Origin of the sequence: Rhodovarius crocodyli (assembly GCF_004005855.1) — a bacterium.
Lineage (GTDB): Bacteria > Pseudomonadota > Alphaproteobacteria > Acetobacterales > Acetobacteraceae > Rhodovarius > Rhodovarius crocodyli.
The window spans coordinates 439676-461868 of sequence record NZ_SACL01000004.1 but is presented as its reverse complement, the minus strand read 5'-3'; the positions used below and the strand labels follow the sequence as shown (position 1 = coordinate 461868).

33 protein-coding genes, 1 tRNA gene and 1 pseudogene are annotated in these 22193 nt (G+C 66.8%); 10 read left to right on the top strand and 25 right to left on the bottom strand.

Annotation, left to right across the window (positions count from 1 at the left end; genetic code table 11):
• Positions 1-9: 9 nt before the first annotated feature.
• From EOD42_RS14455 to EOD42_RS14400, 12 genes are all read right to left on the bottom strand, one after another.
• Positions 10-648, bottom strand: a complete 639-nt coding sequence (locus EOD42_RS14455; protein WP_127788242.1) for a TRM11 family methyltransferase — start codon at positions 646-648, stop codon at positions 10-12.
• On the bottom strand, positions 648-1721 hold the full coding sequence (locus EOD42_RS14450; RefSeq protein WP_127788241.1) for a hypothetical protein: 1074 nt from the start codon (positions 1719-1721) through the stop codon (positions 648-650). The genes EOD42_RS14455 and EOD42_RS14450 overlap by 1 nt, the downstream gene beginning before the upstream one ends.
• Complete coding sequence (locus EOD42_RS14445) at positions 1718-2854, bottom strand: DUF5131 family protein (protein ID WP_127788240.1); 1137 nt, start codon at positions 2852-2854, stop codon at positions 1718-1720. The genes EOD42_RS14450 and EOD42_RS14445 overlap by 4 nt, the downstream gene beginning before the upstream one ends.
• Positions 2854-3180, bottom strand: coding sequence for a hypothetical protein (locus tag EOD42_RS14440; protein WP_127788239.1), 327 nt, complete (start codon positions 3178-3180; stop codon positions 2854-2856). Before EOD42_RS14440 ends, EOD42_RS14445 begins: the two co-directional genes overlap by 1 nt.
• 3 nt (positions 3181-3183) lie before the next feature.
• Positions 3184-3648, bottom strand: a complete 465-nt coding sequence (locus EOD42_RS14435) for a hypothetical protein (RefSeq protein ID WP_127788238.1) — start codon at positions 3646-3648, stop codon at positions 3184-3186.
• The gene (locus EOD42_RS14430) at positions 3645-3890 is read right to left on the bottom strand and encodes a hypothetical protein (protein WP_127788237.1); all 246 of its coding nucleotides are present in this window, start codon (positions 3888-3890) and stop codon (positions 3645-3647) included. Before EOD42_RS14430 ends, EOD42_RS14435 begins: the two co-directional genes overlap by 4 nt.
• Positions 3887-4243, bottom strand: a complete 357-nt coding sequence (locus EOD42_RS14425) for a hypothetical protein (protein WP_127788236.1) — start codon at positions 4241-4243, stop codon at positions 3887-3889. The genes EOD42_RS14430 and EOD42_RS14425 overlap by 4 nt, the downstream gene beginning before the upstream one ends.
• Positions 4233-5003 carry an ERF family protein gene (locus tag EOD42_RS14420; protein WP_127788235.1) on the bottom strand — a complete coding sequence of 257 codons (771 nt, stop codon included), beginning with the start codon at positions 5001-5003 and terminating at the stop codon, positions 4233-4235. Before EOD42_RS14420 ends, EOD42_RS14425 begins: the two co-directional genes overlap by 11 nt.
• Positions 4996-5517 carry a hypothetical protein gene (locus EOD42_RS14415; RefSeq protein WP_127788234.1) on the bottom strand — a complete coding sequence of 174 codons (522 nt, stop codon included), beginning with the start codon at positions 5515-5517 and terminating at the stop codon, positions 4996-4998. Before EOD42_RS14415 ends, EOD42_RS14420 begins: the two co-directional genes overlap by 8 nt.
• The gene (locus EOD42_RS14410; RefSeq protein ID WP_127788233.1) at positions 5514-6407 is read right to left on the bottom strand and encodes a YqaJ viral recombinase family protein; all 894 of its coding nucleotides are present in this window, start codon (positions 6405-6407) and stop codon (positions 5514-5516) included. The genes EOD42_RS14415 and EOD42_RS14410 overlap by 4 nt, the downstream gene beginning before the upstream one ends.
• Before the next feature lie 357 nt (positions 6408-6764).
• Positions 6765-7364 carry a hypothetical protein gene (locus EOD42_RS14405; RefSeq protein ID WP_127788232.1) on the bottom strand — a complete coding sequence of 200 codons (600 nt, stop codon included), beginning with the start codon at positions 7362-7364 and terminating at the stop codon, positions 6765-6767.
• Between the two features lie 97 nt (positions 7365-7461).
• Positions 7462-8205 carry a methyltransferase gene (locus tag EOD42_RS14400; RefSeq protein WP_127788231.1) on the bottom strand — a complete coding sequence of 248 codons (744 nt, stop codon included), beginning with the start codon at positions 8203-8205 and terminating at the stop codon, positions 7462-7464.
• A gap of 527 nt (positions 8206-8732) precedes the next feature.
• Between EOD42_RS14400 and EOD42_RS14395 the strand changes: the two genes are divergently transcribed.
• From EOD42_RS14395 to EOD42_RS26650, 3 genes and pseudogenes are all read left to right on the top strand, one after another.
• Positions 8733-10160 (top strand): replicative DNA helicase, encoded by a 1428-nt coding sequence (locus tag EOD42_RS14395; protein WP_164867946.1) that lies wholly within the window; start codon positions 8733-8735, stop codon positions 10158-10160.
• On the top strand, positions 10160-11368 hold the full coding sequence (locus EOD42_RS14390; protein WP_127788229.1) for a hypothetical protein: 1209 nt from the start codon (positions 10160-10162) through the stop codon (positions 11366-11368). Before EOD42_RS14395 ends, EOD42_RS14390 begins: the two co-directional genes overlap by 1 nt.
• Positions 11365-11523: pseudogene (locus EOD42_RS26650) on the top strand (helix-turn-helix domain-containing protein); the annotation flags it as partial. The gene EOD42_RS14390 and the pseudogene EOD42_RS26650, both read left to right, overlap by 4 nt.
• Positions 11524-11546: 23 nt before the next feature.
• On the opposite strand, the gene EOD42_RS26365 reads toward EOD42_RS26650, so the two are convergent.
• Positions 11547-11975, bottom strand: a complete 429-nt coding sequence (locus EOD42_RS26365) for a VRR-NUC domain-containing protein (protein ID WP_240655162.1) — start codon at positions 11973-11975, stop codon at positions 11547-11549.
• Positions 11976-12081: 106 nt separating this feature from the next.
• Positions 12082-12357 carry a hypothetical protein gene (locus EOD42_RS14380; protein ID WP_127788227.1) on the bottom strand — a complete coding sequence of 92 codons (276 nt, stop codon included), beginning with the start codon at positions 12355-12357 and terminating at the stop codon, positions 12082-12084.
• Between the two features lie 53 nt (positions 12358-12410).
• Here EOD42_RS14380 and EOD42_RS14375 point away from each other — a divergent pair, with 53 nt between their 5' ends.
• Positions 12411-13148, top strand: coding sequence for a helix-turn-helix domain-containing protein (locus tag EOD42_RS14375; RefSeq protein ID WP_127788226.1), 738 nt, complete (start codon positions 12411-12413; stop codon positions 13146-13148).
• A 343-nt stretch (positions 13149-13491) separates the two neighbouring features.
• On the opposite strand, the gene EOD42_RS14370 is transcribed toward EOD42_RS14375, so the two are convergent.
• The 11 genes from EOD42_RS14370 to EOD42_RS14325 all read right to left on the bottom strand — a co-directional run bounded on the left by EOD42_RS14370 (position 13492) and on the right by EOD42_RS14325 (position 19446).
• On the bottom strand, positions 13492-13782 hold the full coding sequence (locus tag EOD42_RS14370) for a hypothetical protein (protein ID WP_127788225.1): 291 nt from the start codon (positions 13780-13782) through the stop codon (positions 13492-13494).
• 240 nt (positions 13783-14022) lie between these two features.
• The gene (locus EOD42_RS26520; RefSeq protein WP_276318152.1) at positions 14023-14145 is read right to left on the bottom strand and encodes a hypothetical protein; all 123 of its coding nucleotides are present in this window, start codon (positions 14143-14145) and stop codon (positions 14023-14025) included.
• A 98-nt stretch (positions 14146-14243) separates the two neighbouring features.
• Positions 14244-14471, bottom strand: a complete 228-nt coding sequence (locus EOD42_RS14365; protein WP_127788224.1) for a hypothetical protein — start codon at positions 14469-14471, stop codon at positions 14244-14246.
• A 96-nt stretch (positions 14472-14567) separates the two neighbouring features.
• Positions 14568-15071 carry a hypothetical protein gene (locus EOD42_RS14360; RefSeq protein ID WP_127788223.1) on the bottom strand — a complete coding sequence of 168 codons (504 nt, stop codon included), beginning with the start codon at positions 15069-15071 and terminating at the stop codon, positions 14568-14570.
• Positions 15072-15164: 93 nt separating this feature from the next.
• On the bottom strand, positions 15165-16316 hold the full coding sequence (dnaN, locus tag EOD42_RS14355) for a DNA polymerase III subunit beta (protein WP_127788222.1): 1152 nt from the start codon (positions 16314-16316) through the stop codon (positions 15165-15167).
• Between the two features lie 91 nt (positions 16317-16407).
• Positions 16408-16833 (bottom strand): hypothetical protein, encoded by a 426-nt coding sequence (locus EOD42_RS14350; protein ID WP_127788221.1) that lies wholly within the window; start codon positions 16831-16833, stop codon positions 16408-16410.
• 352 nt (positions 16834-17185) lie between these two features.
• A complete protein-coding gene (locus EOD42_RS14345) occupies positions 17186-17401 on the bottom strand; it encodes a hypothetical protein (protein WP_127788220.1) in 216 nt (71 codons plus the stop codon).
• Positions 17385-17579: a hypothetical protein gene (locus tag EOD42_RS14340; protein WP_127788219.1), complete on the bottom strand. Its 195-nt coding sequence runs from the start codon at positions 17577-17579 to the stop codon at positions 17385-17387. The genes EOD42_RS14345 and EOD42_RS14340 overlap by 17 nt, the downstream gene beginning before the upstream one ends.
• The gene (locus EOD42_RS14335; RefSeq protein WP_127788218.1) at positions 17576-17830 is read right to left on the bottom strand and encodes a hypothetical protein; all 255 of its coding nucleotides are present in this window, start codon (positions 17828-17830) and stop codon (positions 17576-17578) included. The genes EOD42_RS14340 and EOD42_RS14335 overlap by 4 nt, the downstream gene beginning before the upstream one ends.
• Positions 17820-18155 carry a hypothetical protein gene (locus tag EOD42_RS14330; RefSeq protein ID WP_127788217.1) on the bottom strand — a complete coding sequence of 112 codons (336 nt, stop codon included), beginning with the start codon at positions 18153-18155 and terminating at the stop codon, positions 17820-17822. Before EOD42_RS14330 ends, EOD42_RS14335 begins: the two co-directional genes overlap by 11 nt.
• Positions 18156-18258: 103 nt before the next feature.
• Positions 18259-19446: a DUF932 domain-containing protein gene (locus tag EOD42_RS14325; protein WP_206020356.1), complete on the bottom strand. Its 1188-nt coding sequence runs from the start codon at positions 19444-19446 to the stop codon at positions 18259-18261.
• Positions 19447-19666: 220 nt separating this feature from the next.
• Here EOD42_RS14325 and ssb point away from each other — a divergent pair, with 220 nt between their 5' ends.
• From ssb to EOD42_RS14295, 6 genes are all read left to right on the top strand, one after another.
• Positions 19667-20173 (top strand): single-stranded DNA-binding protein, encoded by a 507-nt coding sequence (gene ssb, locus EOD42_RS14320; protein WP_127788216.1) that lies wholly within the window; start codon positions 19667-19669, stop codon positions 20171-20173.
• Between the two features lie 4 nt (positions 20174-20177).
• Entirely contained in the window at positions 20178-20432 is a 255-nt protein-coding gene (locus EOD42_RS14315) for a hypothetical protein (RefSeq protein WP_127788215.1), read from the top strand.
• Complete coding sequence (locus EOD42_RS14310; RefSeq protein ID WP_127788214.1) at positions 20429-20740, top strand: hypothetical protein; 312 nt, start codon at positions 20429-20431, stop codon at positions 20738-20740. Before EOD42_RS14315 ends, EOD42_RS14310 begins: the two co-directional genes overlap by 4 nt.
• 130 nt (positions 20741-20870) lie before the next feature.
• Positions 20871-20947: transfer RNA gene (locus EOD42_RS14305), tRNA-Met, on the top strand.
• Positions 20948-21059: 112 nt separating this feature from the next.
• Entirely contained in the window at positions 21060-21821 is a 762-nt protein-coding gene (locus tag EOD42_RS14300; protein WP_127788213.1) for a dTMP kinase, read from the top strand.
• A complete protein-coding gene (locus EOD42_RS14295; protein WP_127788212.1) occupies positions 21818-22141 on the top strand; it encodes a hypothetical protein in 324 nt (107 codons plus the stop codon). The genes EOD42_RS14300 and EOD42_RS14295 overlap by 4 nt, the downstream gene beginning before the upstream one ends.
• The last annotated feature ends 52 nt before the right edge of the window (positions 22142-22193 follow it).

Here is a 22193-nt window from a genome sequence, read left to right as displayed (position 1 = left end):
GGTTGATGGTCAGATGAAGCCCACGGTCCCACCGTGGTGGTGTCGCTCCAGGACGAACCAGGCAAACGCCATGGCGCCGCCCTTCTCCTGGGGATTGGGGTCGTCGCCCCGCCAGAGCGTGATCCGGCTGGAGAAGATCCAGACCCGGCTCAGCTGCTGGTGGGCGAAGATGGTGTCGCGGCGCTCCTGGCCTTCCAGGAAGGCGACGCGGCACAGCATGGCGATCTTCCTGGCGCCCAGGCCGAGCGCGTGCTGGACGAACCTGGTGCCCAGCTTGAAGGGCGGGTTCGTGATGATGGCCTCCACGCCGTGCGGCAGGGCCCGCTGCTGCAGGAAGTCCCATCCCGCCACGCCGTAGCCGCGGGCGAAGAGGTCGGTGCTGATGACGTCGTGGCCCAGGGCCTCCAGCACCTGGCTGATGGCGCCATCACCACAGGCGGGCTCCCAGATGCCACGCGGGAACACCTCCCGCTCCAGCAGCGCGCGGGTGGCGATGGCCGGGGTGCGGAAGAAGTCGCCATCGACGCCGTCAGCATGGCGACGCTCGCGCGCGGCCTTGTTGGGCGAGCGCCCGGCGAGCCGCTGCACTGCGGGGCTCGCGCCATCGGCGCCGGCGTCGTGCGGCAGGTCTGGGAACAGAGCAGCCATCAGCCGAAGGTCAGGTGCGGGATCTTCCCGTCCCGGATGAGGGTGACGACCCGCAGGCATGCGGCGGGGCTGAATCCCACCTCGCGCTGCAGGGCCCTGGCGGCGGTCTCCGCCATCTCGGCCGCGATCGGTGCGGACAGGTCGAGCGTGCCGACGGCGCCGAGGCCGCTGGCCGGGGGCAGGGGGATCGGGGCCTGCGGGCGCACATAGGCCGACGCGAAGCCCGGCGCGTAGCAGCCCGCGATAGGAGGCGCCACACTAGGAGCCGGCGCGGCGGCCGGCGGCTCAGAACCGGGCTTCGCGTCGGCCACCGGCGGCGCATTGGCGGCCTCGGCGGCCTTCCGCTCCTCATCGGCCCGCCGCAGCTTGGCCAGCTCCTCACGCTCCTGCTCCACGCGCAGGCGCTCGGCTTCGGCGGCCTGGGCGGCCGCCTCCTGCTCCCGCTGCCGGTCAGCCGCATCGCGCTCGGCCTGGACGCGGCGCAGCTCCTCCAGCTCGGCCTGGGCCTTCTCGGCTGCTTCGGCGCGCGTGATAGCGACGGTCAGCGTGTCGATAGCGTCCTGCTTCAGCTTCGAGGCGAAAGCGGTCGCATCCTCGAGGACAGTGGCGTCCAGGCCGATGCCCTCGACGATCGCCAGCCGGCGGCGCAGGACCTCGGCAGTATCCAGCGCACCGACCTGGGTGGCCTGGGCGAGCTGCGTGAGGATGCTCTCCCGCTCGGCCTTGCGCTTGGCCGCCGCGGCCTCCCACTCGTCCAGAGGACGGCGGGCGAGCTTCTGCAGATCCTCCAGCTTGGCGACGACCGCGTTGCGGTCGGTGTTGATGGCCTGGACCTGCTTCCGGGCGTCCTCGGTCAGCGCCTTGCCAGCGTTGTCCACGGCCACCTTGGCCTTGGCGACCTGGTGCGCGAGTGAGGCCACGGCCTTCCGCCCCTTCTCGGTGGCGAGATCGGCATCCTGGCCGGCGATGGTCGCCGTGATCTGCTTGTAGAAATCCTCGCGCTTCTTCGCGTCGAGGATGATGTCCTTGGGCTCCGTCAACTGGATGACGGCAGGGGTGGTCGCTTCGCTCATGGGAGGGGGGCTCCGGTCGGGTTGAGGGAAGGCACCGCGAGGTGCCTGACGCCATCGAGCAGTTGCTGAGCCCGCTCATGGGTGCGCTGCAGCGGCAGATGGCGGAGATCGTCGGGCGCCTCGTCAGCGCGCTCGCAGCTCCAGGGCGCATGGCCCAGGGCGCGGATGAACGACGGCACACCGGTCCCGTAGGTCAGGACATGGGTCGCGCCGCATACGGTCGCGTGGGCCTTGTATTCCTCGTCGTTCATGGCGGTGAGGCGCTCAGGCTTCCAGGCAGCGGGCGACCAAGTACCCCACTGCTTGAAGTGGAAAGGTACGCCGGCAGCCGCGCATTGGTCGCGAAGGCTGCGCGCCCAGTCGAGGTGCATCGGGCGTGCCTGCGGACCGCTTTCGCCGCCGACGATCACCCAGTCGATGGTCTGGATTTCGCAGCTGACGCTGGCAGGGCAGCCGTGCTCATCCATCGGCCCGTGCTCGGTGACGGTCTGGACCGCCCAGCGCCACGGGCACTGCTCCTCCCGCGGAATATCCCCCCGTGAGCAACGGTTGCCATAGCCTTCGCCGTCATCGCAGCTCTGGCATCCGTTTTCCCCGGGCAACCAGCCGTCGAGCGTCACCGGCCCCAGCAATGGCTCGCACGACAGGAAACGCAGCCGGGCCGGCACCGCCAGCAGCTGCGGCACGCGCCTGTCTGCCTCCGCCTGATTCTCGACCGTCGTGCCGAGAGCGACATTGGGGTAGCCCTGCCCCCAGTCGGGAGGCAGCATCTTGGCGATGTTCTGGGCGCGCTTCGTCAGCACGAGGAAGTCCACATGCGGCGTCGCGCGCATGACGGCCCAGGCTTCCTCGCGCCACGCCGGGTCGGCCTGGTTGTCGAAGAAGTCGGAGAGCGAGGCCACGAAGCACCGGATGCGACGTCCGTCCTTCACCGCCTGGCGCTCGAGGCGCCGGGGCAGAGTCCAGGTCTGGACGGAGGTGCGATGCAGCCGCCCTTCCCAGAGGTCTTCCTTCTTGTGCCGCTTCGCCCAGTCGGCCGCATAGCAGTGGTCGCAGGCGGGCGAGATCCGAGTGCAGCCGATCCAGGGGTTCCACGTCGCGTCGGTCCAGGAGATGGCAGAGCTTTCAGCCATCAGGCATTTTCCTTCTTTCCATCGACCCCGATGGGGCCGCTCTCGGCTGTGACCTGGCGGTAGTCCCGCAGCTTGGGCAGCGTGATGAAGGCGCGGACGGTGTAGCAACGCCGCGCGCAGGCAGGGCAGTACGGGCCGCCGCCGGCCTCGATCGGCCGCAGGGGCTTGCCGCAGAACTCGCGCTTCTCCGGGCGTTCCTCGTCTCCCCACAGGGGAAACTGGCAGGTGGACGGCCGCCGCATGGTCTCGGCCGCGCGCTGGAACAGCAGCACGACGGGGCTCGTGGGGGCGTCGGGAGAGGCGGCGCGGCGGCCGGCGGCGGCCATGGGTCAGGCGTTGCCCGCGACCGGATGCCCGGCCTGCTGCAGCATGGCGTCGACCGCACCCCTCAGGTCGTCACGGACACGCTCAACGATGACCGGCATGCTGTTGCGCGTGACGTCCTCCAGCATGGCCTCGATCAGCTGCACTTCACGCTCGGAGAAGCGACCTCGCACATCGACCGGCAGAGTGATGCTGACCTCGAAAGCCGGCGCGCCAGGCAGCTGCACCCAGAGAGCGCCTTCCGGGGCTCCCGGCTGCTTGGCCAGCATCACGTCGTTGAAGGCCTGGTAGGACTCCAGCACCTTCTGGGTCTGGGTGGCGTTCCGATGGATCGCGGCCAGCACGGCCTCAGCGCTCGACGGCTCGGCGGCGACCGGCGCGGGCGGCGGGGCTTCTGGCGTGGGCTCCGTCTGGCGCATGCTACCAGCAACCGGCGTCGCCACCTTCGCCTTCGGATTGGGCTTCTTCATAGGCTCTCCTGTGCGGCCTGGGTCAGCGACATCTCGGCGGCCTTAAGGCGGAAGGCCTCGCGCGCGGCGGCCAGGACGGCGTCGAAGTGTTCGCCCGCGGTGCCAGCCAGCGCGGCGGTCTCGCCGAGCGTCACGGCGGTGCGCATGGAGCGGGACAGATCCGGGGGCAGGGGATCGGGCAGGTCGTGGCGGCCGGTCACAGCCTCGCAGGCCCGGCGCATGACGTCGGCGATTGGGGTCATATGTTCCCCCGCCGATTGTTGGCGTTCAGGCTCCGCCAGACCTCGATGCGCAGCTCGTGGTACTGCCGCATGGCGCCGATCTCGGTGAAACGCGCCTCGGCCTGGGCGGATTCCTCGATGATCTCGTCCACCTTGCTGGAGGACCAGCCCTCCGCCTCGCGGCGATCGGTCGAAGAGGCTTGCGAGGCGGCGACGCGCGCGGCGCGGGCCCGTTTCAGCTTGAGCTCCAGCACCAGCTTGCGCGACTTCAGGGCGCCGAACTCAACGGCGGTGTCGCGCAGATAGGCGAGGCTCTCCTCGATATCGGCCTCGTCCACGAGCATCGCGCGCTGCAGGGGCGCATCACGAGGCATCGAGGGCCTCCGGCACCGGCGGATCATCGTTGACCACCGCGTGGTAGCCGTCCTTGATGATCTCCTGCAGATCATCGGACTGGGCCAGGATGAAGCGGGCATGCTTCTGCCAAGCGATGTCCGCCGCATCGCGGCCGCCGGCGGCGAACGCGGCCTTCAGATCTTCCTTGATGCGGGCGATCTGCTCGTTGATGCCCTGGGGCTCGCGCAGGGCAGGGGGCGAAGCTGCCGGCGCCTCCTCGGCCGCCTTCTGCTGCTGCGCGGCCTGGCGCCGAGCGCGCTGCGGCTGCTCTTCACGCGCCAGGGCGCTGGCCGTGGCGCCATCGTCGTCATCGTCGCGCACCGACAGGCCCAGCATCAGGGCCAGCCCGTGGCGGCGAGCATAGGTGAGACGGCTGCCAGCGACATGGGGGTTGGCGTCGGTGACCGAGTACATGGGAAGGTAGGACGCCTTCCACTGGCCAGAGACGTGGAGCAGCGTGGTGCACATGAAGTGCCGCCCGCCCGGCGTCGTGCGTGGCTCCTGCTCGATCAGGATGTCCTGCTCGAGCAGGGCCTCAGAGACCGCGTCGATGTAGGCGGCCAGATCCGCATAGTTGTAGCTGCGCTGGCCTTCCGCTTCCTGGACGATCGCGATGTTGCGCTTGGTCACGGGGCGGAACTTGGCCTTGGCCGCGAACAGTGCGGGCAGCAGCAGATGCTGGGCATCGGACTGGCGAGGGAAAGGCGAAAGCGCAGGGGCGGGCGTATCCTCAGCCATGGGCGGCCTCCGCTGTAGGCTCGGCCAGCCTGGCGCGGAAGGCGCGCATGGCCTCGCGGTCGCCGGGCCGGCGCTCAAGGCCCAGCACCTTCGTGGCCTCGTGCAGGATGGCGCGCTCGCTGCGCTTCAGCTCGACGCCCAGGGCGGGGATCGACTTGCCAGCCAGCCAACCCTCGCGCAGCTGCTCTCGCTCGCCGTCCTGCCAGTGGCAGCCGGCATTCCCGACGTCGGTGCGCACATGCGGCTTGCGGGAGCCAGGCGCGACCGCGTCCGCAGAGTGGGCCGGCGTGCCATCCGGCGCCGCGAGCAGGGGCAGCTCCGTGGTCCGGGCGAGAGGGGCGATGCTGTCCAGCAGCGCCGCCATCTCGGCCTGGATGAAGGCCATACTGTTCTCGTAGCCAGCGGCCATGGCGTCGCTGCCCAGCTCACGCGCCACCTGAGCGGCACCGGACATGCGGGCGGCGGCGCGCCCGATCATGGCCTCGACGGCGGCGGTTCGGATCATGACGCTCATGCCGCCACCTGGGCCGGGAATGCCTCGACCTTCATGGCGTTCTTCTTGTCGACGGTGACCTTCACGCCGCTGCCGGTGGCCTGCTTCGCGGTAGCCGGCACCAGAGCCTTCAGGTCGGTCTTGGCCTTCTCGAAGCTCTCGGCCGCCTCCTTGTGCTTCAGGAAGCGCGCGGCAGCATCGCCCCACTCGTTCCCGACCGCGTGGGTCGTCATGTCGACGAACTCGAAGCGACCGGCGGCCTTCTCGGCCTTGGTGAGCTGCGGAACGACCACTTCCGGGTCCCGGCCTTCGCGGACCGCCTGCCAGAAGGCCATCTCGGAATTGCGGAGGCGCGCCTGGAACACCGGGTCAGGCTCGACCACGGCCCAGCCGAACTTCAGGGTGCCGACCATGACCAGCATCAGCGCGGCGTCGGCCTGGGTCACCATCAGCTCGTGCTGCAGCTGGGGGGTATAGTAGGCGAGCGCCTGCTCCTCGCTGGAGAAGGCATTCACGTGCTTGACCTGGACCGACATCTGACGCCCCTGGAAGGTCGTCCAGCTGTCCAGCGTACAGCGGAGGAAGTCGAAGCGGGCGTGGACCGCCTCCTCGCCGCGGCGCGACATGGAAATGCCCAGCTGCCGCTCCGCCCACGCCAGGATGAAGGGCTCAGTGACATTGCCCAGCATCACGTGGATGAGGTCGGAGAGATCTACCGCCGGTTCCAGACCGCGCTTGAAGCGCGCCAGCGTGTTGATCTTCTCGGCATCGCCGCTGGCAATAATCGTGGCGTCGGAGCCACCGATGAAGCTTCGGCGGCGCTCGATGGCGTCCGGCCGCAGGCCCAGCAGCGAGAGGTCATAAATGCCATCGGTGCGGAAGCCGAGGGCACGGCAGGTGGAGGGGTCCATATCCGATTCCAACCACAGGGGTTACAGGGAACGGAGCGGACAAAAACACATTGAAATGTGGATTGCAAATAGAAATGTGCCCCTAGGACGCAGCGTTAGCGCGTCCCAGGGGCACATGGTTACCGGATCAGGCCCAGGAGCCAGGGGATGATCGTCAGCAAGACGATGTCGATCCCAAGGCTGGCCGCGAGCGCGACCCAGGCGATGGCCTCATCCCAGATGGCGGGAAGAAGGCTCTGCAGGCCGGAGAGGCCTGGTTCTGTGATGGAGATGGATTGTCTCCTGTCCTGCCGTATCGACGGGCCGCCTTGGCAGGTAGTGGGGCGGCTATGCCGCCGGGGCTGGCCCGGCGGCGTTTCAGTGCTCCGACATGAGGATGTCGTCGATCATGTCCTCGTCACCCGAGAACTCGACGTCCTGGCATTGGATTTCGACGCTCTCCATGGCGTTCTCGTAGCACTCCTCCTCGTAGTCGCCCCAATTCTCGAGCACGCGGCGCTTGGCGTCGTCATGGTCGTAGGCTCGTATCCGGAGGATGGCGCGCGGGGCTATGATGTCCTGCGCGTTGATGTGCACATCGAAGAAAGTCATGCGGCCATCCTCGTCATCGTCGGGGTCATCGTCGTCGGGGTCGATATCCTCGCGATCCGGGCCGCGGCAGTCGCCGCATGGTGCATCTGGGATGTAGGTGGTGATCGGCCGGGCTCGTTTCTGGAAATGCTCCAGAGGCGAGCCCTCCAGGTCGGCTGTGAGGTTGGCGACCCATCGGCGGCCGCCCTGTGCCGTCCAGAATTCGACGACGGCGCCGGGGTGAAAGGCCGCGATATGGCTCGCCAGGACGCCTGGCAGGCCGCTCCGGAGATTGGCGCGGGCGTCGTCCAGCGACATCCTGCTGCCAACCATCCGGTCGCTTCGGTAGACGACGATGTCGTCGCCCAGGGCGGTTGCGGTGTTCATTGGGTATTCCCTCTTCGCCGACGAAACGCGCCGCCGGCTGAGCGCGCCGCCCGCATCGGGGCGACGGAGGGCCGCCCGGCCAAGGCCGGGCGGAAGTTCAGCCCGTGATGGTCACGAGCAGCGTTGAAACACTGGTGCCTGCGATCTTGAAGCTTTGCTCGGGCAAGGTCTCCACGAGGCTGTTACGGCTCGCCAGCAGTTCTCTGAAGGCCTTCGCCTTCCTGGTCTGCCGATACTGGAAGCCTGGCGACATCACCGCCACCAGGCGGCTGCAGCCGGTCTTCAGAAACCCGAGGGCATGGGTGACGTGATCCACGTCCTGCAGGTTGCGGAACGGAGGGTTCATCACCACCCGGTCATAAGCGGGGTTCGGGGCCAGTTTCAGGAAGTCGTAGATCCTGGCGTTGAGCCCGAGACGGCGGAGCTCGTCGACGTGGTCGCTGTCGATGTCGCAACACTCGACCCGGCCGCCGGCTGCCTGCGCGGCAAGCGCCAAGGCGCCGTGGCCGGCAGAGGGCTCCAGCACCAGATCCCTCCGGCCGATGGCGGCGCGGGAGATAACGCGCTCCACCACGCCGGGCGGTGAGAAGAAGGCTTGAAGCTCTTTCTTCCGGGACGGTGGCTTGGTCAGGTCGCTCCCGGCGAGTACCGGCGCCAGAGCCTGGCGCGCATCCCTCGGGAAGACGTGCGCCCGGGCCTTCTTATCCCACTTGCCGCCAGCGGCCTCGATGGCCTTGTTTACCGCCTGGTATTCCGAACGCGTGAGCGTGCCGGGCAGGACCAGGTTGGCCCCGTTGAAGGAGCTGGTTTCCAGCACGTCACGGATTGAATCGGAGTTCATGATTCGGTCCTCTTCGCCGGCGAGACGCGCCGCCGGCTGAGCGCGCCACCCCGCGATGGGGTGACGGAGGAGTGGTGGAGGGCAAACTTCCCGCCCCGGCCCTTGGTACGCCTTCCAGGCACAAGATTTTGCGATCTAGGTGCGGTCAGCCTACCAGGGCTTGAGAAAACAATAACACATTACAATGTGAAATACCACGAGTTAACACACGGAATGCACAGCATTTCGAGATTCGCCTTGTGACGATCAGAGGCGGTGCGTATGGTCTGGGGGTCGGAAGCGAAAACGCCCCCGCCCTGGCCGGCGGAGGCGTTCGATCCGGCGGCAGTGGTGCCGCCAGCGTGGGCGCCAACGGGGATGGCGCGCTCAAACCTTAGCCGCGACGACCTCGGCTGTCCAACAAAAGCGCTTGGATTTCGGGGAATTTCAATCGCATGTCACTGCAGCAGCGACCTGGGGCCGCGCTTCTCGGAAATGCCTCCCAGCCTACGGGCTCAACGCTTGGGCTACGCCTTCCGCCAGCCAGTATGGAGGCCGAACAGGCCGTCCTGGGCGGTCTTCTCCAGAACAACCGGGCCTTCGACCGGGTGGGCGACATCCTGGAGGCCCACCACTTCGCCGACGCCGCCCACGCGCGGATCTACGCAGCCATCGCTGACCGCATCCGCGCCGGAAAGGCTGCCGACGCGATCACTTTGAAGGGTCTGTTCGAGGCGGAGCAGGGCCTGGAGGATGTCGGTGGCGCCCGCTACCTCGCCACGCTGCTGAGCGCGACGGTGGGCGCGGTGAACATCCGAGAATACGCTGGCATCGTGGTCGACATGGCGCTTCGGCGAGAGACCATCGAGGCGTGCGAGTTGGCCGCGGCGGCGGCCTATGACCCCCATGGGCCCACCGCGCGCGAGATCCTGGATGGGCTCGACACGTCCGTGGTTCAGCTGGGCGCGCAGCAAGCGGGCGCGGAGAACCAGCTGACCAATTCGCAGGTCTATGACCAGTTCATGAGCCACATTGCCGCGGTAATGAGGCTCGAGCCCGGGGAGGTAGTCGGGCTCTCGACTGGCATCCGCTCTCTGGACCGGAGGCTCGGTGGGCTGCGGCCGACCCGGGTTTACGTGATCGCGGCCCCATCCAGCGCTGGTAAGAGCGCGCTTGGCGCGACGATGGCGCGCAATCTCGGCCTCGCTGGAAAGCGAGTTTACTTCGCGAACCTGGAAATGGACGCGATCGAGACATACCAGCGCATGGTCGCGCAGGAATCCGGGCTGCCGGCGGAGCTCATCATCGACGGCTATATCGAGTTCCAGGATGGGAGCCGACGCAGCCTCAAGAGCAGCCGGAAGGATCAAATCGCAGTCGAGGATGCTGCCCGGCGGCTCCGCGCAATGGGAATCCACTGGGACCAGCAGGCGGGCTCCTCCATCGCGGCTATCCGTTCACGCGCCAGGCAGTTTCAGCGGGCTGGCGGCCTCGACGCCATTTTCATCGACTACCTGCAGCTGGCCGAGCCGCCTTCGATCGGTGGAAAGAAGGCCGCCAGCCGCACGGAAGCGATCGGCGAGATCACCCGGGCCATCAAGCGGCTGGCCAAGGATCTGAAAGTGCCCGTGGTCGCCCTGAGCCAGGTCAACCGTGGCGTCGACAGCCGCGAGGAGAAGCGCCTCCAGATGTCGGACCTGCGTGAATCCGGGACCATCGAGCAGGACGCCGACGTCATCATGTTCTTGTACCGCGAGCACTACTACCTGCTGCGGAATGAGCCGCTCCGGAAGCTGAACGAGGACGATGCGGCCTTTCAGCTACGCCATTCGGAATGGCGCATCCGGCGGGATGATGCGAAGGGCAAGGCCCTGATCTCCTGCCCGAAAAGCCGCCAGGGCAAGACCTTCGAGCAGACCGTCGGCTTCGAGGACACGACGACAGCCTTCTTCGACCTGCCAGAGGATGATGGCTGATGGCCCGCGCGAATTCCCCTCAGGCCTTGGTAGCCCGGCTGTCTTCGGAGGCCGCGCTGCGGGCGCTGCCGCTGGCGGCGCGCAGCCTCTGGCTGTCGCTGGCCCTGGCTGCCGATGGTGACGGCTGGCTGCCGCTGCCGGAAGGCGCCGAGCCGCGTGAGGCGATGGCCAAACTGGCAGGGTGCCTGCTCTCGGAAGTGCATGCCGCTGGCAAGGTGCTTTGGGATGCCGAGGTGCTGCACCGAGACGAGGGCGGCCGCTATCGCGTGGAGGTGTTCCACGGCATCAGCGAGCGGAAGCTCGCCGCCCAGCGTGCGAATGCCAAACTGGGCGGGAGGCCTCGCAAAGATGGATCGCCCGCGCGGCCGGCGTTGCGGCTCGTGTCAGATCGGACGGTGGCGGTGGCTCACACAGCGGAAACCCACCGATACCCAAACGGGAAACCCACCGATACCCAATCAATTCCCACGGATACCCAAAACGTATCCCACGGCGATACCCACCGAAAAGCCACCGAAACCCAAAACGTATCCCACGGAGAAGCCCACCGGGGCTCCAACGCGCGCGTAGGTATATCTCCCCTTAAGATAACTCCTAACCAACCCCCTCAGGACTCCGAAGGGGAATCACTATCCGCGCGCGAGGCACCAGGGCCGGAGCCTGAATCCGCTGCTGCGATGGCCGCAAGGGGAGCGGTGTTGGGGGAGAAGCTGGCGAGGATTGCGGGCTTCCCTGGCACAGGTGGCTACAATTTCCGGGAGGTCATCAACTGGCTCAGCCAGGGCGTCAGCGAGGTCACGGCTGAGCGGGTTGTCCGCGAGTTGACGGCGTCGAAGCTCGCATTCGGCGGCGATGCCCCTGGGAGCTTCAGCTACTTCCGGAGGGCAGTGCTCGCCGCCCATGCAGCCGAGAAGGCGCTGCCGCCTGGTGCGCCCAAGCAGACCGGCAACTGGGACGTGACCCCCAAGCAGCGGGCGGCGATCCAGAAGGCCATGAAGGTCGCCGCGGCGGCCGAGTACGAGGGGTGGTGGCCGAAGGATCTCGATGGGGAGCGTGACCCGGCCGTCTTGCGGCGCGTCGCCAAGGTGCTGCAGCCTCACCTTGGCACCGAGGTTCTCCCCTACGGCTTCCCGGACATGGCCAGCTTCGAGCGCTTCATGGCGCGCGCGGCGGCGGCACCAGCAGCAGACGAAGGAGACGCGGCATGAGCACGAAACGCAGCCCCTGGCCGGAACTGGCCGCGAGGATACGGGCGCTGCGCGAGAAGCGCGGTCTGTCCCTCAAGGAGGTCGGCTCCGCCCTGGGGATCAGCTATGTCGCCATGTGGAAGGTGGAGGATGGACGCACCATGCCCAGCGCCTGGCAGACCCGGCGCCTGTGCGAGATCTACGACATCTCGGCCGATGAGCTTCTCGGCTTGGCCGAGGAGCGTGCCGCGACATGCGTGCGGAACCGCAGCGGCACGCCCTCCTCGATCAGCAGCGCCTCGAACTCCGCCTCCGAGCGGCAGATGACGTAGCGGAAGCCCAGGGCTTCCACGGTGGCCTGGAAGCCCTGCTGGGTATCGCTCTGGTAGCCCTTGGCCACCTTCACGCCGCTGATGCTCTGGCCGCCGCCCACCTTCATCTCGATGTAGACGCTGCGGCCACGGGGCAGCATCAGCACCAGGTCGGCCACGCCGGCCCGCACACCCTCGGCCTTCAGGATGGCGCCTGTGAGGCCGTCGCGGCGCCCGCCGTTCGGCACCGCGTAGAGGAAGGCAGTGCCGGCCGGCACCGCGCGGTCGAAGATCTCCACGCAGTTCGACTGCATCACCGATTCAGGATGGCGGTTCCAGGAACGCTTCCGGCGCGGCGCCGCGGGCGCGCCGGGCGGCTGAAAAGTGGCTCCTGTCTTGAATCGGACTGGACCCGACACAGAGTTATGCTTTAACCACAGGTTTAGAGGACGGAACCACTTTTCGGACCAATACGGACTCGATGGCCAGGATGGTAGACAGCGTGGGATTCCAGTGATGCTCCCTGACGCGAGTGCGTCCCGCGCCCCGTCGCGGCTCGTTCTGCTGGCCGAAGCCCCGCAGGGTGTTGACGTGCAGGTTGGCCTGGGCGGCGAGCTCGGCTCGGGACAGGCCCCTTGCAAGGGCTTCGTCCTCCAGCTGCTTCAGCAGGGCGCTGACGGTCGGGGTATTGCGTCGCATCACACCGGTCTATCACATTTTTATGTGGAAAACACATGGCAATTGGCGGCGAGATGAGCGGGCGTCAACCCCGCGGCAAGGCGGCGGCGCGCGTGGAGCGTGAGGACCGCAGCGATGCGAAGCGGAAAGCTCTCCGAACCTTCATGGCGGAAACTGATCGCACACCAACATCTTGGGCTACGGAGGCCGGGCTTCCGACGCCCAATGCCATCTACAACTTCCTGAACGGCCACACCCGCATGCTGAGCCTCAGCACGCTGGATCGGCTTGCCAAGGCCGCAAACGCCACGGTCGCGGAGATCATGGGCGAGGCGCCCATCAGCTCGCGCCAGGCGCTGGTGATTCCCGTCACGGTGCAGGCCGCCTCGGGCCAGTGGCGGCCGCGCTATGAGGTGCCAGGCCGTGCCGACGAGAACTTCGCCATCCCGCCGCCGCTCGAGATCGATGAGGCAGTCCTCGTCACCGACGACCACGCCAACGGCTTCTACCACCCGGGCACGGTGGTCGCGATCGTGGGCTTCGGCACGCCCGGCGTCAGGCCGCTGGCCAACGGCGACCGGGTGCTGGTCCACCGCAAGAACGACAGCGGGAAGCACGAGGTCACGGTGCGCCAGATCCAGGTGGAAGACGACGGCGGCGTTAAGCTGGTCTTCGCTTCCCACAACAAGGCGCATGTCGGCCAGATCGCCATGAAGCAGTGGCCCTATGACGGCGGCTGGTGGGACAGCGAGGGCATGCGCGTCCAGATCCGGGGCCGCGTCGTCATGGCGAGCATCCTGGAAGACAAATAGCCCCTGAGACCGGGCTGGTCTCAGGGGCTATGGCAATTGATCTCGTTCGCGCGCCGCGGCCAAGCGGCGGTTCCAGGGCTTTCTGCAGAGCGACCGTCCACGACGGATGCGGGCTGCCCAGAACGAGGCGACTTTCCTTCTCCGCGCGCTACGGTGCGCGGCGGCGCCTGCCTCGCTGGGGCAGGGGGCCGGTGGCTCCGAACTCACCCTGGTGATGGAATAGTATAGGGGAGCGACGCCAGCTCGAGTTCGCTGGTAGGCCTCTTCGCGCAGTGGTCCGCGCTGAACGCGCCACCCGTGGGGGTGGCTGAGGCCGCCCGGTGGAGGGGGCCGGGCGGGGTAGTCAGGTCAACCAGAAGAGGCGCAAGAACTGCAGGAACAGGTCCGGATCATGCAGATTATTCCGCAGGAAGTGGGTGTATTCCAGGAGCATGCGCCGCTCCTCAACCGTAACTCTCGGATCGTTCGCCAGCCGCCTCTGATGGGCGATGCTGGCGTCATACAGGCGCGTGCGCTGCCGGTGCACGGTGATGTAATCACTGCGGCGGCCGTAGATGCACGCTTCTCGAACCCGGTCATCCTCGATGTGAGAATATACCTCTCGAGGGTCGATCAGGTCATGAACGAGTTCCATGAATGTCTCCATCCCCGGATCGGGGCGTCTTCTGCCCCTCAACCGGGGGCGTCGGCGGGCGGCGCTCGTCGTGAGCGCCGCGGACGGGGAGGGCCCTACCAGGCGCACGGGGGTGCATGCGCCGGCAAGGCCCTCAGTTGCCGCTGATGGGTCTATCCTGGGTTGGGGTAGGGAAGTGCCCAGGCCCTGTCTCAACGGGCCACCCTGGGGGAGGGCGGCAGCCGCCCGAGGCGGCTTCGATCAGGTGTTGTCGCGCCGCGCCAGCCGGCGGGCGGGGCTGCTGCGGGTCACAATGACGGCGATGGCCGCGGCGCAGACAGCACGGCCGACAATGCCGGCCAGGCGGATGGCGATGGGTGCCATAGGGTGGGGTTCCTCTTCGCCGACGAAACGCGCCGCCGGCTGAGCGCGCCACCCATGATGGGTGACGGAGGACCGCCCAGTAGCTGGGCGGTGGGGCGCTACATCGGGTAGATGGGCACCCCCAAGCTGGCCGGCGGACCGGGCAGCGGGGAGAGGTAGCTGAGGACGGCTTGCATGAAGGCATCGTCGTCCTCGATCTGGGCGAGCTTCTCCAACTCGGAGGAAAACTCGTCCATCAGCGCGTCCAGGCTCTTGATCGGAGCCGGCGCGACCGGCGGGGAAGCCGCCACGACCAATACCACAATGGCCGGAAGTGCGATCTTCATTGGTATTTCTCCAATGTCGATGAAGTTAATTCCTCACCAACAAAGTAATATTACCAATAAATACCTACGATTGCAACTATAAATAGGTTCTTGATCCTATTTTGATGGATTGGCGCAGCACGGGCATTCACCCGTGTCGCTGTGAGCGGTCATCGCTGCTTCCAGGTCGACGCCGTGTTCCTCGGCATGGTGCCGAAGGCTGTCCCGGACATCGTAGTCCCAGAGCGGCGGGTCGGGCATGACGTGCTCCAGCCCCGCGCGAAACTCGCGCACGCGGTCGATTGCGGCCACATAGTTCGTGCAGCGGAAAATCTGCTTCTCGTGGCGGCTTTCGGCGTCGGCGTGCATGTCCTCCAGCCGGCTCTCGGCCAGGCTAGCAATGGCGTGGGCGCCGGCCGAGATCTTCTCGACCGCCACCGGCCACGCCGTTTCCAGCGCGCTGATAGCGGCATTGAGACCGGCCAGATGCTCGCGCTCCGTGTCGTCGAGGCTGCTCAGGTCGTCCCTGGATGCGCCGGGGGCGAAGTAGCAGCCCACCGCGATTTCGCGCTCAGCCTTCAGCTGCGCGACCGCAAGTGCGATGGCATCGGAAAGATGCATGGGGTTGTCCTTTCGCGCCCCATCCGGGGGCGCTCGGCGGGCCGCCCCGCGATGGGGCGACGAGAGGCCGAGGGATGACCCTCGGCCGGTTGCTCACAACCGCAGGGGCATGAGCGTAGTGCTCCAGTCATCCCGGCCGGGCACCTTCAGCAAGAAGGGCCCACCCGGATCCTGGAAGAAAAGGGAGATACGGTCGCCCGGGGCGCTCTTCAGCGCCTCGGCGAAGTACTTCCCATTGAAGCCCACATCCTGAGGGACGCCCGTGATAAGAGCGCCGGAGATGGGCGCGCTGGCCTGGCCATCAACCTGATTGCCGCTGACCAGCTCGCCGGACGAGGTGAGCTTCACCGGGGCGCTTTTTCCCTGGATATGGACCCTTGCCAGCGTGCTGGCGAAGGCCGCCTTGTCAGCGGACACGACCCAATTGGCCGTGCCCTTGCTTTCCAAGCTGGTGGCAGCCACCCGACCGTATTCGGGGAAGCTGCCGTCGATGAGCTTCGTCGTCAGCGCCCAGTCGGCAGAGGAGAACTCTGCCCTTGTGTCGCCGATCTTCAGCAGCACGTCGCTGCGGCTGCCCTTGAGCAGCTTCTGCAGCGACGTGATGGCCAGCTTCGGGATGATGGGCTTCATGGCGACCTTGGGCTCGACAGGGAAGTCGAAGGTCGCGAGACGGTGGCCATCGGTGGCCGCCATCGTGAATCCCGCCGGCTCGCTCCTCATGTCGAAGCAGATGCCGTTCAGATAGTAGCGGGTTGCCTCAGTGCTGATCGCCGGGGCGACGCAGCTGAAGGCGAGCGCGAGTTGCTCGGCCGTGAGGGTAAGTCGCTCCTTCGCCTCCTTGAGACGATCGAGCGCCGGGAAGTCTTCCACCGGGCAACTGGGTGACCAGATCGACGCATCGCCGGCCCGCACCAAGATGGAGCAGATGGCGTCGCCGTCCTTCACATCCTGGCGTCGGCCCTCGACCGTGATGCGGCCATCCGCAGTCTTGAGGATGGCGAGGAGGCGCTCGGGGTCAGTCAGGAACGCGGAGCCGGAGCAGCTGCCCGGGGGCAGATCGACGAAGATCATCATCTCCATGTCGGTGGCGTAGAGCTTGTCGTTCCTGACCAGCACATGGTGCAGGGCAGGGACCTTCAGCTTCGCATTCACCGCCAGGAAGGCCTTATCCAAGGCCGCCCGGAGGAACTGCGCATCGCAGCTCACGGCGCCGACGATATTGTCCTTGAAAGCGTTGTCGAACATAGGTTCGGTCCTTTCGCACCCCAATCCGGGGGTGCTCGGCGGGCCACCCCATGATGGGGCGACGAGGGGGGCGGCGCAGGGCCGCCCCAGGTCAGAGGTTCAGCGCGGCCGTGATGATGGCTTCGTCGCTGGGGAGCTTGTCGTCGAACGGGTCGCTGCGCTCGCTCTGTCGGGCGATGGTCAGCAGCCGGGTGATGTCGGCTTCCTCCTCGAAGACGTGCTTCGGGCAGGAGATGCCAGCTTCCTCCGGGTCGAACAGCACGCAGGCAACAACGATGCGGGTGATGGGCCCTTCGTTGTCGTCGCCGCGCCAGATCTCGAGCTGGAAGTCCTCGACCAGGTTCTCGCTGACTTCGACATCGACCAGACCGGGGTCATCGTATTCGCAGGCGTCACACCAGGTGTTGGTGTGGAGCGTGCCCAGGACCCAGCTTTGGCTCTCGACATCCCAATTTGCTGTGGCTTCCGCACCGCAATTCGAACCTGTGCATTTTCTGCACCGCTTCGCGATCGGCATGGTGGTGTTCCTCTTCGCCGGCGAGACACGCCGCCGGCTGGGCGCGCCGCCCCAGGATGGGGCGACGGAGGAGCCGCCCCCGGAGGGGCGGCGGTTATGGTGGCGGGGGATCGCTGGCGGCTGGGACGGTCGCATGTGGCGGAAAGCCACGGAGACCGTTGATCCAGCTGTCGGTCCACCGCTCCCGGTTGCCGTGGCGGTTTTCCCACTCATGGCACTGGTACCAGTGGCGTCCGTCGAACTCGATCCAGATCCGGTAAGCCGCGATACGCGAGCCATGCCAGAGCGGGTTTCCTTCGACGTTGACCCATGGGGTGACGCGCACCTCTATAGGGGGCCTCGTCATTTCACGTCAGCGGCGGTGCCGGACCGTGAAGTCGCCGATGATCTTCCACAGGCCGACCAGTGCGGCGTTGGCCGCAAAGTTGGCAGGAGCGCGGAAGGCCTCAGGCGGGACATCGCTGCCCCGGAACTGGGCCCGGGCGGAGGGGAGCACGTCGTGCTTCCCGTCCCAGGTCGTGGCCGGGGTGCGGGTGGCGACGGTGGAGAGGTCAGGCGACTGGGTCACGAGACACCTCCTTGGCGTCGCGCTGTTTGACGAAGCGGGCCAGATTCTGGCCCTCCCGCCAGGCAGCGTCAGCCGCACTTTTGCTGACGCGGTTCTCGACGTAGAGCCGCATGAACGCTTGCTGGTCGCCTTGTGCGCCGGCGGCGCGGATCGCATTGAGGGCGTCGGCGCGTTTCATGGCGCCCGGTCCATCGTGATCTCGGTGAGGTCCGGGCCCGCGAAGGCGACGAGTACCTGAGAGCCGCCAGCGGTTTTAATGCGGACGGAGTAACCGCGGCTGGATCGGCACGCGGTGGGTCGGGACATTCCGGCAACCCGCCTGCCAGCCATCCAGGCGAGCCAGGATGAACTGCTGAACATATAGGGGCAGGCCGCGCCCTTCGGGGCGTCGTAGCCAGCCAGGCATTCGGCGGTGAGGTCAGTCGGCATTCTCAGCCTCCTGCTCAACCCACAGCCAGCCCTGTATCCAGTAGCCGCCGTCGGCCTCGACCACGGCAACGCCATGGTCGTCGAACTCCACCTCGTCGGAGGACAGCTGTTCGATGGCGTCGGCGTTGGCTTCCGTGGCGAGACAGCTCTTCCAGCGGGCGAGAGCCTCGCGGGCCTCGATGCAATCGACGAAATCGCCATCGGCGACCCGAGCGAGCAGATAGATGGCTGCCTGTGCGGGCTGGAAGCTCATTTCGAACCGGTAGGGGTTCGCCTCGGTCTCCGGCTCTGCCGGTGCCGCGGGTGTTTCCTGTTCGGTTTGCATTGTCGCATTCCTTTCGCGCCCCGATCCGGGGGCGCTCGGCGGGCCACCCCGTGATGGGGTGACGAGAAAGGCCCGGGAGCTGTGAAGCCCCCGGGCCCGGGTGTCAGACCTTGATCCTGTTCATCAGCGCGCCGGCCTTGCGCTCCATGTCCACGCGTTCATCCTGGTGCCGGATCTCCCGGGCCTTCGCGGTGATGCCTTGGACGACATCCCACACGGACCGGGCCGGATGGCCTTCCTCACCGTAGACCGAGGCCATGATTTGCTCGGTCGACTTGATGCTGAAGTCCTGCTTCCGGATGAAATCCTTCACCTCATCATCGTCCTTGCCGATGATGGTGCCCTTCGCCGCGATCACCTTCTGTGCGACCGCGGACGCGGAGGCCTGGCTGAACTGGCGCAGGGTGGGGCCGGCCTCCGCCGCGAAGCGGGAGGGCAGCCCCTTGGAGTGACGCATCCGGACGGTCTGCTTGTTCTCCACACCCCAGAGGTTGCGGTTCATGCAGACGGCGCGGAGATACATCGTCTCGATGGTCAGCGCCCGGGATCCCGTCTCCGAGTTGGAGACGATGAAGCCCGGGAACATGTAGTCAGGGTCGCCGTTGCGGAGCTTCCCGACCTCGATCGGGTACTCGTCGCGGCACAGGAACATGAACACGTCGCGGTCCGAGGCGTAGAGCGTGGTGCTCTCGCTGCTGACCGGCGCCGAAGGGTCGTAGGTGCCCTTACCCCAGTTGATGACGCCCGGAACCTTCCAGGTGCCATCGCTGGCGATGCCCATGACAGCGCGAACCACCTCCTCGTCCCACACCCGGCCATAATCCACGCCGGTGACGGCGCGGAGTTCAGCGACCTCGGTCCCGTCGGGATTGATGGTGCGCATGAACTTCAGCTGCTCGGCATCCGAGCGCTCGAGACGCTCCTGCAGGACCGCCGGCGCCAGCCGAAGCGTGCGCAGGAAGCCCGCAGGCGCGCCAACGCGGGAGCAGAGTTGGCCGAAGGACCAGTTGTTGGGGGCGATCATCCCGTCCGGGGTGATGAGCTGCAGGAGGGTTTCATCCTCCCTGCTGCCCCGCACCCCGATGGAACGGGTGTCGAGGGTGTTCACGATGCTGCGCTCTCTGCGCTGCTCCACGGAGGCCAAGAGGCCTTCGAGGGTCAGGAAGCGCTGGTCATCGGGCCGGGCGAACCACTGGCTGCTCACAGAGCCGTCCAGGGCGCCCCTGCTGACATCGACGCTGCGTGCGCCGATGCGGCCGGTGTTCGTGTCCATGATGTTGGTGTCGGGCATTGGTATGTCCTCTTCGCCGGCGAAACACGCCGCCGGCTGGGCGCGCCGCACCGAGATGGCGCGGCTGAGGTCGGGCAATGCCCTCCGAACCCCTCCAAAGTAACAGAACGTAGGAATTATTGCAAGGTCAAAACCGTGTAAAAACACATTTAGATGTGTTTTACACTAGGCGGCGCGTGCCGCCGCATGCTACCCGCAGGGCCATGGACAGGGTGATCTGATGGCGGGCGTCAACAAGGTCATGATCCTGGGGCGCCTTGGTCGCGACCCAGAGACGCGGACCCTTCAAAACGGCAACCGGGTCGTGAACCTGCGATTGGCGACAAGCGAAAAGTTCAAGGATCGCGAGGGCAATCTGCAGGAGCGCACGGAGTGGCACTCCGTCGCGATCTTCAACGAGCACTTATGCGACGTGGCCGAGCGCTACCTGCGAAAAGGCAATGAGGTCTTCATCGAAGGCCAGCTCGAGACCCGTAAATGGTCCGACAAGGATGGTGTCGAGCGCTACACCACCGAAATCGTGCTGCGCCAATTTCGGGGGCAGGTGGCCCTCGTCGGCGGCAACCTGCGTCAGGAGGGGGATGGTGATGGAGGCCATGGCAACGGAGGCGAGGATCGAGGCCGGGGAACCGGAGGCAGGCAGCCTGACGCAGGGCGCCAGCGCCAAAGCAACCAGGACTACGTCAACGGCAAGAAGGATTACCGGGACGACGACATCCCGTTCTGATTGCTTGGAATTCCTTCCCCACGCCTTGCGTCAGATCTTCAGCGCCGGCGCCGCGAAAACCATCGCTATCCACGACGCCACGGATCAAGCCTGGGGCATCCCTCGCCTGGCGCTGATGGTGCCCGGCGTCCACTCCATCATCCTCCCGGCCACCGAAGCCGCCTGCCAGTTCGCCGCGAAGCTGGCGCCTGGCGCGGTGCTGATCAGCTACAACCTCGAAGCCTCGGTGGCGAAGCTCAACAGCCACCTGCGCGCGTGACCGGCCTGTTCGGCGTCCTGCCGCTGCAGGCGCGCCCGAGGGACCATCGCGACAAGCCAAAGGCGACGGCAGCCTCGCCTCAGCGCACCTTCCTGGCTCCGCCAGAGGCCGTCGCGAAGGCCCGCGCCTTGGGTGAGGTGGAGCGGCGCCTCGCCGCCACTGATCGGCCCTTCATCCGCGGCATGGCCATGCTGGCGCGCGCCCGAGAGGCCCGCTTCTCGGCCGCCCAGATCCAGCAGATCGACCGCTTGGCCGCCAAGTACCGGCGTCATCTCCCAGCATGTGTTTTTCGCAGTCGAAACACATAAATCACATTGACGGCACATTTTAATGTGTTCTACGACTGCGTTCATGAGGAGCGGGTCGGTGGTCGGAGGGTCAGCCGGCCGGTGCCTCAGGACCCTGGAGGGCGGGATCGAAACGCCGTCCGGGGGCCATTGCGGGATAGCGCAGTCCGGTAGCGCGCCTGGCTCATAACCAGGAGGTCGTTGGTTCAAATCCAACTTCCGCATCCAGATCGAACGTCGCGCTCCTCCAGCGCGGCAAGGCGCCGCGGCAGTTATCTGCCGCAAAACAGACTGCCGCGGCGCGACCCTTCTTGTCCGAAATCACATCCGCGAGGCGCGAATGTTCATCACGATCGAGGGCGCCGATGGCGTCGGGAAAACCACGCAGGCGAAGCTGCTCGCCGACAAGCTGCGGGAGAACGCCAACTTCAACGTGCTCCTGACGGGCGAGCCGCGTCACGACGGGCTGGGCGCCGTCGCCCGGCAGGCCCTGCTGACCGCCACCCCGCTCGAGGCCCTGCATCTGCTGGCCGCGGCGCGCAGCGAGCACCTGCGCTCCGTGATCATGCCCCACCTGCTCAACAAGGCACTGGTGGACCGCATCGTGACTGGCTTCCTGGATGGGCGGCTGCCGACCGGGCTCCAGGCTCCCGTCGTAGTCTGTGACCGCTACATCGACACGACCTTCGCCTACCAGGTGGCGGGCAAGGGCAGGGTGGTGGAGCAGGTCTTCCTGGCCGCTTCCCGCGACTGGCACATGCCGGACCTGACCATCATCCTCGATGCCGACGAGCAGGCCATTGAGGCTCGGCTGCGGGCGCGGAAGGCGGCGATGCCGAATTGGTCACTTTCCTCGGAGAACCGGCTCAGCGACCAGCTCGATGAGAAGTTCGCGTCGGAGCGCCGCCGCATCGTCAATGCGTTTCGCGCGCCCCTCCAGATCGACGGCCGCGTGGTGCGGACCATCGACGTGACGAACCTGGATGCGGCCCAGACCCACCTCGCGGTGATGCGCGCCTTCCAGGCCGCGTCTGATGAGCGGAGGGAGCGGGCGGGGGCGATGCTCGGCGTGCCCCCGCGCCGGCAGGGAGTGGCAGCATGAGCGGCATGGGCACCCTCCCGCGCGGCTTCGGCGGCTATTCCGCCGGCGCTGGAGATGAATCCCCCCGGCCGCCCGGGCGTCTCGCCACGCTCATCGGCGAGCTTTCCCAGATCAGCTCTCGCATTGGCAGCAACGTCAGCGAGCAGGAGCGCAAGCTGGACAGGACCTTCGGCCCCGCCCCTGTCGGCGGTGCTGGCGATCTCCAGAAGCGCAGCAGCGAGGAAAGCCTCCTGGATCAGCTGTCATGCGAGATCGAGGCGCTGAAGAGCCTGGCAGAGCGGCTCGCCCACTGCACCGGGCGGCTGCAGGACAACCTGTAGCCGGCCCATGCCGGCGTCACTCAGCCCATACGCAACCTTCCTGCCCCCGAGG